Genomic DNA, 15882 nt, shown 5'->3' with positions numbered 1-15882 from the left:
AAAAATGGAGAGAGCCCGAACATTTAGGCTCTTTTTAAATGTAGAATTTGCATTAAAATATGTACTTTTTAGTAAAAAAGTGCTATATTATTAGTGATAATGTATATGTTGTATACAAATTGTTAAATAAATGTATTATAATGTATATTGATTGAGATAATAATACGAATAAAATTAAATTAGATTGAATGGAGTGTATCAATGAACTTTAAAGCTATAATCCTTGCCGCTGGCAAAGGAACAAGAATGAAGTCTAAATACCCAAAAGTTATACATAAAGTATGCGGAAAAGAAATGGTCAACCATATTATAGATGTTTCAAAAAAATCAGGCGTAAAGGATACTGTTGTAATTTTGGGGCATGAAGCGGATGTAGTAAAAGAAAAACTTGCAGAAGAAACTATGATAGCTATGCAAACAGAACAGCTTGGAACAGGACATGCTGTAAAAATGGCTAAAGAATATATAAATGATGAAGATGTAATAGTTGTACTTTGTGGAGACACTCCACTTATAAAGGAAGAAACATTAAAGAAATTATTTGATTTCCATATAGAAAATAAATATCATGCCACAGTTCTTACAACAAAAGTTGGAAATCCAACAGGTTATGGTAGAATAATAAGAGATAAGAAGGGGGACCTTCTTAAAATAGTGGAGCAAAAAGATGCAAATTCAGAAGAAAAAATGATAAGTGAAATAAATTCTGGGATATACTGTTTTAATGGAAAGAGTCTTAGAGAAGCATTAGATTTGTTAAATAATAACAATGCACAAGGTGAATATTATTTAACTGATACTGCTAAAATAATGAGAGACAAAGGCTTAAAAGTTGGTGCATTTGCAGGTTCAACTATTGAAGAACTTATGGGTGTTAACTCAAGAGTGGAATTATCAAAGGCAGAAGAAATTATGAGAAAAAGAATAAATGAATCTCATATGGTAAATGGAGTGACTATAATAGACACTAACTCTACCTATATAGAATCTGATGTTGAGATAGGTAATGATACTATAATATATCCAGGTGTTATGTTACAAGGTAAAACAAAGATAGGTTCAGATTGTATAATTGGAATGAACTCATCTATAACAAACTCAGAAATAGGAACTGGAACAGAAATAAAAAATTCAACTATACTTGATAGTAAAGTTGGAGATAATACTACTGTTGGACCATATGCATATCTAAGACCAAAAACTAACTTAGGAAACAATGTAAAAATAGGTGATTTTGTAGAGGTAAAAAATGCTGTTATAGAAGATGGTTCAAAAGCATCTCATCTTTCTTATATAGGAGATGCACATGTTGGTAAAAATGTAAATATTGGATGTGGAGTAGTATTTGTAAACTATGATGGTAAAAATAAATTTAAGTCAATAGTAAAAGACGATGCGTTTATAGGTTCAAATTCTAATTTAGTTGCACCAGTAGTTGTAGAGGAAAAAGGATATATAGCTACAGGTTCAACAATAACACATGATGTCCCAGATGGAGCTTTAGCAATAGCAAGACAAAGACAAGTTGTTAAAGAAGGATGGGTAGAAAAGAAGAATCAAAAAGATAACCAAAGTAAATAGTTATTTAGTTTATTATTTTGGCTAATAAAATTAGCTCGAAATTATTATAAATTATATTCATTAGGATTTTAAAATTTTCAGGAGGGTTACATAAATGAATACTAGCGGAAGCGAGATTAAAATTATTGCAGGTAATTCATCGAAAGAGTTAGCACAAAAAATAGCTGACTATATAGGTGTATCAGTGCTAGACTGTGAAGTAGGTACGTTTAGTGATGGTGAAATATGTGTAAACATGAATGAGACAGTAAGAGGTTGTGATGTGTTTGTAGTACAATCTACTAATAGTCCAGTAAATGATAACTTAATGGAGTTATTAATCTTAATTGATGCATTAAAGAGAGCATCAGCAGGAAGAATAACAGCAGTTATTCCTTACTATGGATATGCAAGACAAGACAGAAAGGCTAAGGCAAGAGATCCAATCACTGCTAAATTAGTTGCAAACTTAATAACTGCTGCTGGAGCAGATAGAGTATTAACAATGGATTTACATGCTGCTCAAATACAAGGATACTTTGATATACCATTAGACCACTTACTAGGTGGAACAATATTAGCAAATTACTTCAATGAAAAGAAAATAGAAGATTTAGTAGTAGTATCTCCAGACTTAGGAAGTGTTACTAGATCAAGAAAATTTGCTAATACTTTAAATGGAGAAGTTCCAATAGCTATAATAGATAAGAGAAGACCAAAAGCTAATGTATGTGAAGTTATGAACTTAATAGGTGATGTTAAAGGTAAAAATGTTATACTATTAGATGACATGATAGATACAGCAGGAACAATAGTTAATGCTGCAAATGCACTTAAAGAGTTTGGGGCAAAAGATGTTTATGCTTGTTGTACTCATGGTGTATTATCAGGACCAGCTATTGAAAGAATTTCTAATTCAGAAATAAGTGAGTTAATAGTTCTTGATACTATACAACTTCCTAAAGAAAAAAGAATAGATAAGATAAAAATAAAAACAGTAGCTCCTTTATTTGGAGATGCTATAAGAATGATATTCTCTAATGAATCAGTAAGTAAATTATTTTAATTAATTAGATTTATAAGAGTTGCTTAAAAAAGATATAAGTTTTTTAAGCAACTCTTTTTTGATATCTAATTTATGTATTATTATAATTTATTGGATCTGTATGTGTGTATGTAAAAGTAAATGTTTCTTGTAAAACATGTAGATAAGTAATTAAAAACTAAATTTAATAAAAAATACAAAATTATGAATTTTATGAATATAAAAAATATTTAGAAAAAGTATTGAAAAAAATTGAATTATGTAGTATTATGTAAATATAAATTAAAGAAAGAGGTGTTTCCAATGGGAAGGAATGAAGATGAACCCCTAATAATTAAGTGATTTAGTCACAATCTAAAGTAAATATAAAAATCTATTGAAAGTTTATTTATAAGAATTGAAAATAGTATCTATTCTATATCTTTAGTGTTTGTGATAGGGTTCTGGATTATATAAAGTTACTGTAAAGAAAGTAATTTTGCACAATAAGCATACCTGTAAATGAAGAGTTTCATTTATATAGTGATTGTGACTGAATCATAACTGCAAGAATATAGAATGTTTATATATAGATGTTTTTAATAAAATACTATATTGTAATAGCTTTTAGCTTTCAAATAAATATTAGCAAAGGATGGAAATGACAATGATAAAACTAAATGATAATTTATAAATATCTCCTTACGATATATGATAATTGTAGGGAGATGTTTCTTTTTTTGTATAGTATAGTTACTTTAAGAAATTATGTTTGAACATGTGAAAATTTGGTATATATAAATAATATAAACTGTATTGCTAAAATGTGGTAACTATTATATAATATAAGTGGATATGTATCTCTATTATGAGTTATATATCATTCTAAATTTAATAAAATAGAAACGTTGATGTATGTTCTGTAATGTGGGCACCTTGGAACATATTGAGTTAGTGGTGCAACCGGCTATGAAATTGTATTTATGATACTTTTATTTTCATAGCTTTTTTTGTTCAAAAAAATGGTTATATGCTAGAAATAAATCTGGTTAGTACGTGTAAATAATTTTACTTAGATTTTTAACCAGATATATTATAAGTAAGTATTAATTTAAAAATTGAGGGGGAATAAAAATGAAGTTAAGAAAGAATAAAAAAGGTTTCACTTTAGTGGAATTATTGGTAGTAATTGCAATTATAGGAATATTAGCAGTGGTAGCAGTTCCAGCTTTATTTAGTAATATAAACAAGGCTAAGGTAGCAAGTGTTGAGTCTGATTATAGTTCAGTTAAGAGTGCAGCATTATCTTATTATTCAGATACAAATAAGATACCTACTGGAACTTTAACTACTTTAGAGAGCTATATGGAATCTCTTCCTGATAAAGCTGATATAGGTGGAAAATATTCACTGATTAAAGTTGGTAATAGATTAGTATTACAGATAGGTGAAGATGGTGATGGAGTTACATTAACAGAAGCACAATCAGCAAAATTATTGAGTGATATAGGCAAAAAGAAAATATATACAGGTGTTACAGGAGATAATTTTGGGGACGAATTAACAAGTAATACAAAAATAAATAATAAAGTTCTATATATGGTACTTATAGATAATACTGTTATGGATTCAACAAAATAATTAAATCTATTTTTTTATAAAAAATATTATAAACTTAATGAAAAATATAATATAAAAAACAGGAAGAAAATCTTCCTGTTTTTTTATACTATTTTATTTAATACCAAATCATAAATGGTGGTATAATTAAAATAGTAAAGGAGTGAAATCTGTGGCTAAAAAAGTTAGAATAGGAGACAAACTGGTTGAAAAAGGATACATAACAGAAGACCAGCTTAAATGGGCATTATCAGAGCAAAAAAATAGTGGAAAAAGACTAGGAGAATTTCTAGTACAAGAAGGACTTATAGATAGTAACTTATTAATAAGTGTATTAAAAGAACTTTTAGATATAGAAAGTGTATTTTTAGAAGGAACAGAAATAGATACATTAGCTACAAAGATGGTTCCAGAAAATATATGCAAAAGATATACTGTATTTCCATTCAAAATCGATGGAAATAAAATATGTTTAGCCATGTCAGACCCACAAGATAGAGAAGCAGTTCAAGATGTAAGACGTATGTCAGGGAAAGATGTCGAAATATTTATATCAAGTGCAGAAGATATAAACAAAGCAATAGGTCATGCCTATGCACATTCAGAAATAAATAAAGCAATGACTGAATACAACAAAAACAAGACTGGTGGAATTAGAGAAACAGTAATCCTTGAAGAGGATGTAAATGCTGCTCCAATAGTAAGGCTAGTAAATAATATACTAGAAAATGCTGTTAGGATGGAAGCAAGTGATATACATATAGAACAAAGTGAAAATTACATGCGTGTTAGATTTAGGATAGATGGAATGTTAAGAGAATATATGAGGATGAACTCTGCGCCATACAAGGCAGTAATAAGTCGTATAAAAATAATGTCAGATATAAATATATCTGAAAAGAGGATTCCACAAGATGGTAGAATATATTTAAAAGTAGATAATAAACCGATAGATTTTAGGGTTTCTACAATGCCAACCAATAGGGATGAAAAGATAGCCATGAGGGTACTTGATAAGAGTAATTTTATGGTAAGTAAAGAAGTACTAGGAATAGATGAACATGGCTCTAAGATATATGACGAGTTAATAAATACCCCTTATGGACTTATATTAGTTGTTGGACCTACTGGAAGTGGAAAAACTACTACATTATATTCAATGCTAAATCAATTGAATACAGAAAATAGAAATTTATTGACAATAGAAGACCCTATAGAGTATGAATTACCTGGTGTAAATCAATCTCAAATAAATGAAAAGGCAGGACTTACTTTTGCTAGTGGGCTTAGAGCTTTTATGCGTCAAGACCCAGATATAATAATGGTTGGAGAGATAAGAGATACAGAAACTGCCGAAATAGCAATTAGAGCCTCTCTTACAGGACATTTAGTTTTAAGCACATTACATGCAAATACAGCAGTTGGAGCAATTTCACGTCTTTTGGATATGGATGTGGAAAGTTTTTTGATAACTTCATCTCTTTTAGGGGTAATATCTCAAAGACTGACACGAAAAATATGTGAGCATTGTAGAGTTCCATATGAGGCAGATACTGGAGAAAAAAAGGCTCTTGGTATTGATATAAACGAATCAGTAACTATCTATAAAGGGCAGGGCTGTGAAAGATGTAATAATACTGGATATAAGGGACGTCTAGGTATATTTGAAATGCTTGAAATTACACCAGAAATAAAAGAGCTAATAGATTCCTCTGCAAATCAAAGAGAAATTTTAAAGTTAGCTAAAAAACAAGGTATGGTTAGTCTAAAAGAGGATATAGTTAAAAAGGTTTTAGGTGGAAAGACAACAGTAGAAGAAATGATTAGAATAATTTTGATGACTGATTAAAGGATGATATTATGAAAAGTTTTAAGTATACAATAATAAAAGAGGATGGGAAAAAGCAAACTGATGTGATTGAAGCTAATGATTTTAATGAAGCTAAAAGTCTTCTTAGAAAAAGAAATCTTAGAGTTCTTGAAATCAAAGAAAGTAAAAGTAAAAATATAAATATATCTTCTAGAAAGAGAAGAAAAGACTTAGGGGCTGACCAGATAAGCCACTTTTGCAGACAGTTTGCTATTATAGTGTCTTCTGGTATAAATAGTATTTCTGGATTAGAAACATTAGCAGGAAGGTCAACTAATGTTACATTAAGAGAAGAAATAAATCGTATAGTAGCAGAGATAAAAGTAGGTTCTACTATTGCTGATTCAATGCTTGCACCAAAGTCGAAGTTTCCAAAGTTACTTGGTGCCATGGTAGCTACAGGTGAAGCTACAGGTAAACTAGATGAAGTATTAAAAAGTATGGCTTCATTTTATTCCAGTGAGCATAGAGTTAAGCAAAAACTTAGAAATGCGGCTACATATCCATTAATAGTTTTGATTTCTTCATTTATAATGATTTTTATATTTACAGCATTTATGGTACCTAAGATGATTAATTCAATTACAACAGTAGGTGCTACTCTTCCACTTATAACAAGGATTGTTATGGGATTTGGTACGTTTATGAAGACATTTTGGCCAATAGTACTTTTAGCTATTATATTGTCTATTTACCAATTTAAGAAGTATCTAAAAACACCAGTTGGTAGAGCTCAAAAGGATAGAGTTATAAATAAAATTCCTGTTTTGGGAAAAGGGATAAACTGCATGGTGGCTACACGATTTTCAAGAGCATTGTATCTATTTGTATCAACAGGATATCCATTAGTACAAGGGCTTGATTATATCATAGATAGTGTAAATAATACTATGGCAGAAAAGATTTTAACATCAGCAAAAGATGGAATAACAAGAGGTGAAGGTCTAGCAGAAAACTTACAAAGATATACGTATTTTGATTCAGTTTTAGTGCAGATGATAGCAATAGGGGAGCAGACAGGGGAATTAGAGAACATAAGTAGACAGATGGCCGAATTCTATGAATATGAATCCGAAATTTATCTAAATAGAATGGCATCAATGATAGAACCTGTTTTAATAATTGCAGTTGGTATTATAGTTGCGGTACTGGTTGTATCAATATTCATGCCAATGCTTAGTATATATGATGCTATGTAGGAGGGAAAACAACAAATGAATAAGGTTTATGTATCATATTATGGTGATTCTATATCCATAGTTGAAGGCAGATACAAACATGATAAAGATACGTTTTATATAAAAAACTTTAATGTATTTTCAATAGAGGATATTGCTCAAGATTTTTCTAAAGAAAAGTATGCTCTATTGAGATATGCATTAGAAAATGTAAAGTTAAAATCAAAACACATAGTGTTTTGTTTGAATACGAGAGATGTAATTCTAAAACCTCAAAAGTTGCCTAAGATGGATAAAAAAGATTTAGATGGATTTATGAAGTTAGAAATGGATGAAATGATGGCTTTAGAATCGGATGAGTATGTATTTTCATATGAAGTATCTAGTGAGATATCTGATAGGTCAGAAGGTGAAGAGGCTAGTTTAAATCTGATTATTGGAGCTATAAAAAAAGAAGAAATAAATGCAATTGTAGATATAATACATGAATTTGATTTGGTATTGGATAGAATAGATACATTATCAACTGCCTATTTAAGAATTCTCAAGAACTTAGATTACAATGATATAATGGTGACAAATATAAGCGATAATAGCACAATTATAAACATATATAAAAAAGATACTTTATTCATTAGTGATAATATACCGATAAGAATAACTGCTAAAGATATGGAAATACAATTATTAAATGTGGTCGAAGAGTCAAAAGGACTTATGAATTACTATTCGTCAAGAAACTTTGGTAAGGTAACAGATACTATATTGATATTGGGGAAAAGGTACTCTAATAAATTAATTTATGAGGCTTTTAGTTCTGCATTTTCAAACTATGTTTCTCAAGGTCTTACAGAGATAATGGATATAGCTGATATGGTATCTGGTGATATAGATGAAGATGATATAAATTCAATTGTAGAACTTTTAGGTTGTATGATAGAGCCTAAAGGAAAAAAAGATTTTGAAAATATAAATTTTCTACCAATGGATATACTCAGAAAACAAATGAAAGCTAAACAAATAAAAAGTGTAATGAAGATAGCACCCGTATTTATTTTAGTGGTTTCTATTCCATATTTATGTTTAATTTTTTCAAACAGTTTAGCTAATAAAGAACTTGAAAATGTAAATGATGAAATAAGGAATATTGAATCTGCTTACTATCAAATTGGAAATATAGAAAAAATGATACAAAGTAAAACAGAAGAAATAAAGGTATATGATATGTTAATTGGGAAAAAGGTTAAATGGGAAAATCTATTGGATGATATAGATAAAAATACTCCAAGTAGGGTTGAACTGACAAGCTTATCAACAACATATCAAGGAGTAGGAACAACTAATAAAACTGAAAGCTCAGACAACAGTAAAACTAATACAAATAAATCAAATAATGATGAAGCTAAAACAAGTACAAATACAAAAAGTAATAATAATGAAAGTAAAAATAGTAATGACTTAAATGAAGATAAAACTGTAAATGTGGCAGAGGCGTTAAATGGTAATGAGGAGTCTGATAGTAATACAGAAGCAGATGATAAGACTCCATTATATGATAAGATACCAAATGTTTTGAATATAGAGGGAAATGCTAAGGATTCTTCTTATGTAGGGCAATTTTTATATAAATTAAAGGGATTGTATTATTTTGAGGATGTTAAACTGCACAGTATAAAAAGCAATGGAGAGGATTCCAACTATACATTTAATATGACATTATACCTGAAAGAAGGTGTATTAACTAATGAATAAGGACATATTTAAAAAAGATATAAAAGATATATTTAAAATGGAAGTTAGTCTAAAGGGAATTCTTATAAAAGTTGTAATTTTACTTGCTATTTTATCCTATGGATATTTTGGACTTTATCCACAATATGAGAAATATGTTTCTACAAAAAATTCTGTAAAACAAGCTACACAAAAATTAAATACATATAAAGAGAAAACAGCTCTTATGCCAAAATATGAAAAACAACTTAAAAATATTGAGAATGAATTAAATGAAAAAAGTAAAAATCTATTATATGATATGCAAGATGGTCTGTTTCTAATTGGTTTAGACAAGAAAATGAAAACATATAATATTGACTTAACTAGCTATGATGTTGGAAACATTAGAGAATATGAACATTTTTATGGAATATCAACAACAATAAGTGTTAGAGGAGACTATAGAAATGTTAAAAAATTGATGGCTTATTTAGAAGAACAAAAAAATGTTACTCAGATATTAGACTATACTATGACTTCATATATAGAACCAGAAAAAGAAGAGCAAGAGACAACAAGTAATAAAGATCTAATAAAAAATGTGAACATAAATAAAGATACAAAAATATATTGGGTAGAAGGCGAAGATAAATGGCATTTATATAATGACTGTCCATTGATAAAAGAGGGAGAAATTCTTAAGAATGACAAACTTTTAGATAGGTCAACAAGTTATCTATGTAATACATGTGTACTTAGAGCTGCAACAGAAAAAGAAACAAAAAAAGAAGTAGCGACTCCAGAAGCAGAAGGTGTAGTAGAGGCTACGTTTAAATTTATAATGTATACGAAAGAAAATACTACAATGGTACTTGATACAGATAATCCATCTTCATGGAGACCAGGAAAATATAATCCATTTAAATCTAGTGCAAAATAAAACCAAAGAGGTTTTAAAGATAGGTGATGAACTTGTACAAAAACAATGAAAAAGGTCTTACTTTATTAGAAATAATAGTGGCTGTATTTATATTGACTATAGTTTTAAGCATTTCTTATAAAGTATTTAATGGTATAACATCAGCAGTAAAAAAACAACAAATCATTACAGATGGTCAGGTAAATATTAATTTAATTAATAAATATTTAAATAGAGACTTAGAAAACTGTAAGGATGTAATAAAGAACAGTTCAGGTAGTGGCTATGAATATAATATAGAAACTCCAGAGAATACAGTGAAGTATGAAGTATCTATAGAGACCAAAAACAATACAGGAGTATACTCTGTAACAAGAATTCAAGAAAATACTACTAATACTGAAGATGGGCTTAGAGAAGAAATAATCTCTAAGCAACCATTAGTTCAAAACAATAAAGAAATGAAGGAAACACCATTTAAAATAGAAAAACAAGCTGATAAATCTATTTATACGGTAAGTGTATATTATAATGAATCAGCTCAAGAAGGCCAGAAAAGCAGTAACTTAAATAATAAGACTTATACATTTGATGTTATGTCAAGAATTGGGTAAATGGGAATTTATTTAAAAAATAAGTAGGTTGATAAAATATGGATAAAAAGAGTAATGAAAAAGGATTTTCTTTAATTGAAGTATTAGTAGCTATGGCGATTATGGGAATTATATTATTTGCATTTTTTAATATTATCAATACTAATGAAAAGGCCAACACTAAAAATGAAGCAGATATAAGTTCCTTAAATTATGTTCAAAGTGAAATAGAGAATTTAAGAGAGAAAATAAAAAGTGGGACATTTGATTTTGACAGTCTAGATAAGCGAGAAGATGGAACGGTGGAATATGAAAAATTAATAGATAAATCAAATAAAGTTGTATATGATAAAGTACTTAACAAGGATGATGTGAGCTTGTATGATACTCCATATAAAGAGATTACAACAATAGAAGATAAAGATGGCAATATAATTGACAAGGAAAGTATTACAAACAAAGTAAAGGTTATTGTAGAGGATAAAAGTGGTCAAATATACAAAATAACTGCAACAGGGAAAAGCATGAATGACTATTCAAGTAAAAAAGAAGTTAAAATTGTAACTGAAATATTTAAAGATAAATAATTTTACTTGGGGGTGAGATTTTGAGGAAGTGGAATAAGATAAAAAACGAAAGAGGAGCGGCGTTAGTTTTAGTTTTGGTTGTAGTAGCATTGCTTTCTATTGTTGGGGTGACATTTTCAAATCAAATAGCTAATAGAATAAAGTCTACAAAGACTACTAATGAGGTGATACAGGCCAAGTATTTAGCAGAGACCTGTGTGGAAAATAGTGTTGATAAAGCATATGAAAAATTGTATGATGAGCTTGAAAAAATAGACAATGAGTTTAAAAAAGATAACAATAAGGAAAATAAGGTAACTTCAAGAACAGTAGCAAATGAGGATAAAGAGGAAAATCTTGAAGAAATACAACTTAATTATATGAATAATATAAAATATTATCTAGCTACAGCTTGTAAAGAGTTAGAGAAAGCAAGAGATGAACTAATAGAAGTAGAAAAATTAGGTATTATGCAAGATGGTGATGCGAATATGGTTTACTCTTCTATTGATTCAAATAAAAAATTTATATTAGCGTTGGGTGAGAAATACAATACTGGTGATATTTCTAATATAACACGACAAAAATTAGAATCAGATATTGATAATATGGTTAATTATGAATCAAAGCTTTTAGGAAATGATATGATGTTTAAATTCTTTTTAGAAGATGGTAATGTTGAAAAAGATGAACATATTGATAATGCGTTTATACACACATATAAAGCTTTGGATAAAATTTCTTTAGCTATACAAAATATGAATGAATATAGGCATACGATATTTCATCGTAATTCGTCAAAAGTAGAAGTTTTAGATGAAATTCCAAATCAAACACAATATTTAGAATTGATACAAAGGGATTTGATTGATAGAAATTGGAGTAAATGTTGGGATGAATTGAATGAATATATAGAAGAAATTCCAAATAGAAGCAAAGAATTAAATGATTTGAGAACTAAATTATTTGATAATGTACAAAAGTTTGAAGTTCTAAGTTTAAATATATCTAAAGGAGAAAAAAATACATCAGAAAATTATGTACAATACAAGAATTTATTATATGAAATTATAGAGCAGTTTAATAAAATTAAAATTGAAATGTACAGAGAGCTACCTTCAAATTTTGATGCATTTGGATTAAGTGAAACTTTGAAACAACTTCAAAGAGAAACACTGACAGAGATAAAATGTAGAATAAAAGAACTAAAACCTCAAGAGGTGGCTAAAACAGAAGATATATCTTTAAAAATACCTTTTTATAAAGCTGAATATGATGCGACAAAAGAAGATTGGTTAAATCTAATTGAGAATGGATATAGCACAGAGATGAAATTTACAGTTACTGGAGATAAAAATGGAATAACTGAGATAGAACCAGAGAAAATCGAAAAAATTATTCCTGGATTAGGTGAGGAAGTAAATTCAAATTCAAAATATAAAGTTCAGGCAACTGTAAACTTTAAAATCAAGAAAAATGAGTCAGATAACGATAATATAAAAGATATAATTTCAATTAGCCATGACATAAGTTCATATAAAAAAATAAACTAGATACAAATAAAAGATAATTTAGTGTAAATTAAGTAATAAAATAACCTTATGTATTTATTACTAAAAAAGTAAGTAAACTAATAGAAGATATGGAGAATAAATATTATGTATATTTATGATTTATTAGAACAAGGTATAAGATTGAACGCATCAGATATACACATAACAGTTGGTACAAATCCTGTAGCTAGAGTCAAAGGAGGATTTGTAAAGCTAAGTGAACAAATCTTGACACCAGAGATAACAATGCAAATGGCCAAAGACATAGCTGGGGAATCTATGTTTAAAGTAATAGAAGAACATGGAGAAGCTGACTTTTCAGCTTCTCTAAAAACTGGAGAAAGATTTAGGGTAAATTCCTATAGACAAAAAGGAAATTATGCAATAGCAATAAGAACTATAACAGCAGAAATACCAACTTTTGAGAAACTAGGACTTCCAGAAAACATAAAATCCTTTACTGAAAGACATAAAGGATTAGTTTTAGTTACAGGGCCTACAGGAAGTGGTAAAAGTACAACACTTGCAAGTATGATAAATATAATAAATGAAACACAACAAAAACATATAATTACACTAGAAGACCCAATAGAGTATGTCCATCACCATAAACAAAGTTTAGTAAACCAAAGAGAAGTAGGAACTGATACAGAAAGTTTTCACTCAGCTCTTAGAGCTATTTTACGTCAAGACCCAGATGTAATTCTAATAGGGGAAATGAGAGACCCGGAGACTGTGTCAATAGCATTAACAGCCGCAGAAACAGGACATCTAGTATTTTCAACACTACATACAGTTGGTGCTGCTAAGACAATAGACAGAATAGTGGACATGTTCCAGCCAGCTCAACAACAACAAATAAAAACTCAATTGTCTACAGTTTGTGAAGGAGTAGTATCACAACAATTACTTCCTACATCAGATGGGAAAGGTAGGATAGCTGCAATTGAATTGATGTTTGCAACACCAGCAATAAAAAACCTAATAAGAGAAGGAAAAACATATCAAATTCCAAATATGATACAAACTGGAGTTAAAGCAGGTATGAAAACTATGGATCAAGATTTGATGGAACTTTATAAAAATGGAAAGATTACAAAAGATATGGCACTTAGTAGATGTACCGACCAAGAATTTATGACTAGAATGATAGGTGGCGTAAATTATAATGGAAATTATAGTCGTTAATTTATATGTATTTGTAATTGGTATAGTATTTGGAAGTTTTTTTAATGTTTGTATTTTTAGGATTCCAGAATGTATATCTATCTCTAGCCCCCCATCTCATTGTATGAGTTGCAATACTAGACTAAAACCTATGGACTTAATACCAGTTTTTAGCTATTTAATGAGTGGTAGAAAATGTAGGTATTGTGGTGAGAAAATTTCTAGCAGATATGCTATAGTAGAGTTAATTACAGGAATTTTATTTTTAACAGTGTTTATGGTTTATGGAATATCTATATCGACTATTTATTATTTGGTTCTTGTATCTTTATTAATTGTAATAACATTTATAGATATTGACCACTTTATAATACCAGATAGGATACTAGTTTTTGGAGCTATATTTGCTATAATTTTTAATCTCCTACTAAAAGAAGTTTCAATTAAAGATTCTATTATAGGTGCTTTTGTATGTGGAGGAAGTGTTTGGCTTATAGTAGCTCTAATTGAATTTATAATAAAAAAAGAATGCATGGGTGGAGGAGATATTAAACTATTCGCAATGTTAGGATTATATATGGGCACTAAAAATGGTCTTTTAACAGCTTTAGTGAGTGTTTATGTAGGAGCAGTATATGGAGTTTGTGTGATAGTTTTCAGTAAGATAAAGGGAAAGAAATACAACTCTGTTATACCTTATGGGCCATTTATATCAATTGGAGCATTGATAACAATTTTATTTGGAAGACAATTACTTGAATTTTACTTTTCTATACTTATGTAGATGATAGTTAAATTTAATGTAATTTTAATTTTTATAAAAGTGAATTAAAGTAATCAATAAGGACAATATTATTATTAACCCTACTACAGAGTACTGTAGACTATGGAGTATATAATAATAATTTCCTTATTTTTTGCATATTTGATAAATAAATCCTTATATATTTTTTGTGATGGAGTAAAGAAAAATTCGTATAATATGTTTTTTATTTACATAATAACTGTAGTTTTATCTGTATTAATATATCTAAAATTTGGGATTAGTGCAGAATGTGTACAATATATAGTATTAATTCCATTTTTAATAATTATATCTATTATAGACTACTACACAATATATGTATATGATATAACAATAGTTAGTGGTATAATAGTTCAAGGTGTAATTTTTTTAATCTTTTGCAATATAGTGCAAATTGACTATATAAGTCATATATTTGGACTGGCAATAGGTTTTATTATACCTTATATTATTGCTAAATTTACAAAAGGATTAGGCTATGGAGATGTAGGTCTCTATAGCTTATGTTGCTTTGCATTGGGAAATAATTATGGATTTTATGTGATAGTTTTATCATTTATTTTAGCATTTTTATTTTTTGTTATTTTATATGGAATTAAAATTTTTAAAAATATAAATATCAAAAAACAAATTCCTTTTACACCATTTATTTCTCTAGCGACAATTATAATAATATTTACAGAGTATAATATATTTGATTTTTATTATAGTTTGTTATATAAATTTCTATAACAGGAGGTAAAAAATGTACGTAGTAGTAGGGTTAGGAAATCCAGGAAAAAAATACGAAAAGACTAGACATAACGTTGGATTTGATGTCATAGATATTCTTGCAAAAGAATACAACATTAGTGTTACTAAAATAAAACACAAAGCTTTAATTGGCGAAGGCAGAGTAGGTACTGAAAAAGTATTACTAGTAAAACCACAAACTTATATGAATTTAAGTGGAGAAACATTAATAGATATATATAAATATTATAAGGTAGATTTAAATAATATAGTAGTAGTGTATGATGATATAGATTTAGATGTTGGAAAGATACGCATAAGAAAAAAAGGAAGTGGTGGTACTCATAATGGAATGAAATCTATAACGAAGTGTTTAGGTTCAAATGATTTCCCAAGAGTAAGAGTAGGTGTATCTAAGCCAGAAGTTGGCCAAGACTTAGCAGATTTTGTACTTTCTAGATTTAGAAAAGAAGAATCTGATAATATAAATGAAGCACTAGAAAAAGCGGCGTGTGCTGTTGACTCAATAATAAGAGAAAATATAGACATGTCTATGAACAAATACAATGGATAGTGAGAGGG

Annotated in this window: 14 protein-coding genes and 1 riboswitch; all 14 genes read left to right on the top strand. The window is 28.6% G+C overall.

The annotated features are described in order from the left end of the window. The first annotated feature begins 201 nt into the window (after nt 1-201). The 14 genes from glmU (at nt 202) to pth (ending at nt 15874) form a co-directional block, all read left to right on the top strand. Complete coding sequence (gene glmU / locus KGF46_RS15215; protein WP_227829112.1) at nt 202-1581, top strand: bifunctional UDP-N-acetylglucosamine diphosphorylase/glucosamine-1-phosphate N-acetyltransferase GlmU; 1380 nt, start codon at nt 202-204, stop codon at nt 1579-1581. Nucleotides 1582-1675: 94 nt separating this feature from the next. After that, a complete protein-coding gene (locus tag KGF46_RS15210) occupies nt 1676-2626 on the top strand; it encodes a ribose-phosphate diphosphokinase (protein ID WP_227829111.1) in 951 nt (316 codons plus the stop codon). Between the two features lie 850 nt (nt 2627-3476). Further along, nucleotides 3477-3562, top strand: a riboswitch (cyclic di-GMP riboswitch). 156 nt (nt 3563-3718) lie between these two features. After that, nucleotides 3719-4225, top strand: a complete 507-nt coding sequence (locus KGF46_RS15205) for a type II secretion system protein (protein WP_227829110.1) — start codon at nt 3719-3721, stop codon at nt 4223-4225. Nucleotides 4226-4376: 151 nt separating this feature from the next. Next, nucleotides 4377-6053, top strand: coding sequence for a GspE/PulE family protein (locus KGF46_RS15200; protein ID WP_227862147.1), 1677 nt, complete (start codon nt 4377-4379; stop codon nt 6051-6053). 11 nt (nt 6054-6064) lie between these two features. Next, entirely contained in the window at nt 6065-7273 is a 1209-nt protein-coding gene (locus KGF46_RS15195; RefSeq protein WP_227829108.1) for a type II secretion system F family protein, read from the top strand. 15 nt (nt 7274-7288) lie between these two features. After that, nucleotides 7289-9004, top strand: a complete 1716-nt coding sequence (locus KGF46_RS15190; protein WP_227862146.1) for a PilN domain-containing protein — start codon at nt 7289-7291, stop codon at nt 9002-9004. Next, nucleotides 8997-9905, top strand: coding sequence for a type 4a pilus biogenesis protein PilO (pilO, locus tag KGF46_RS15185; RefSeq protein ID WP_227861419.1), 909 nt, complete (start codon nt 8997-8999; stop codon nt 9903-9905). The genes KGF46_RS15190 and pilO overlap by 8 nt, the downstream gene beginning before the upstream one ends. 26 nt (nt 9906-9931) lie before the next feature. Next, entirely contained in the window at nt 9932-10498 is a 567-nt protein-coding gene (locus tag KGF46_RS15180; RefSeq protein ID WP_227862149.1) for a prepilin-type N-terminal cleavage/methylation domain-containing protein, read from the top strand. Nucleotides 10499-10536: 38 nt separating this feature from the next. Further along, a complete protein-coding gene (locus tag KGF46_RS15175; RefSeq protein ID WP_227829104.1) occupies nt 10537-11064 on the top strand; it encodes a prepilin-type N-terminal cleavage/methylation domain-containing protein in 528 nt (175 codons plus the stop codon). 20 nt (nt 11065-11084) lie between these two features. After that, nucleotides 11085-12596, top strand: coding sequence for a hypothetical protein (locus tag KGF46_RS15170; protein WP_227862145.1), 1512 nt, complete (start codon nt 11085-11087; stop codon nt 12594-12596). A 105-nt stretch (nt 12597-12701) separates the two neighbouring features. Continuing rightward, nucleotides 12702-13784 carry a type IV pilus twitching motility protein PilT gene (locus tag KGF46_RS15165; protein WP_227829102.1) on the top strand — a complete coding sequence of 361 codons (1083 nt, stop codon included), beginning with the start codon at nt 12702-12704 and terminating at the stop codon, nt 13782-13784. Beyond that, entirely contained in the window at nt 13765-14547 is a 783-nt protein-coding gene (locus tag KGF46_RS15160) for a prepilin peptidase (RefSeq protein WP_227829101.1), read from the top strand. The genes KGF46_RS15165 and KGF46_RS15160 overlap by 20 nt, the downstream gene beginning before the upstream one ends. A gap of 102 nt (nt 14548-14649) precedes the next feature. Next, nucleotides 14650-15300 (top strand): prepilin peptidase, encoded by a 651-nt coding sequence (locus tag KGF46_RS15155; protein ID WP_227854800.1) that lies wholly within the window; start codon nt 14650-14652, stop codon nt 15298-15300. 13 nt (nt 15301-15313) lie between these two features. Then, nucleotides 15314-15874 (top strand): aminoacyl-tRNA hydrolase, encoded by a 561-nt coding sequence (pth, locus tag KGF46_RS15150; protein WP_227436306.1) that lies wholly within the window; start codon nt 15314-15316, stop codon nt 15872-15874. Nucleotides 15875-15882: the final 8 nt, after the last annotated feature.

The organism is Clostridioides sp. ZZV14-6153, assembly GCF_020657855.1.
Classification (GTDB): Bacteria; Bacillota; Clostridia; order Peptostreptococcales; family Peptostreptococcaceae; genus Clostridioides.
The sequence above is the reverse complement of the archived record's forward strand: the minus strand, read 5'-3'. Positions and strand labels throughout refer to the sequence as shown.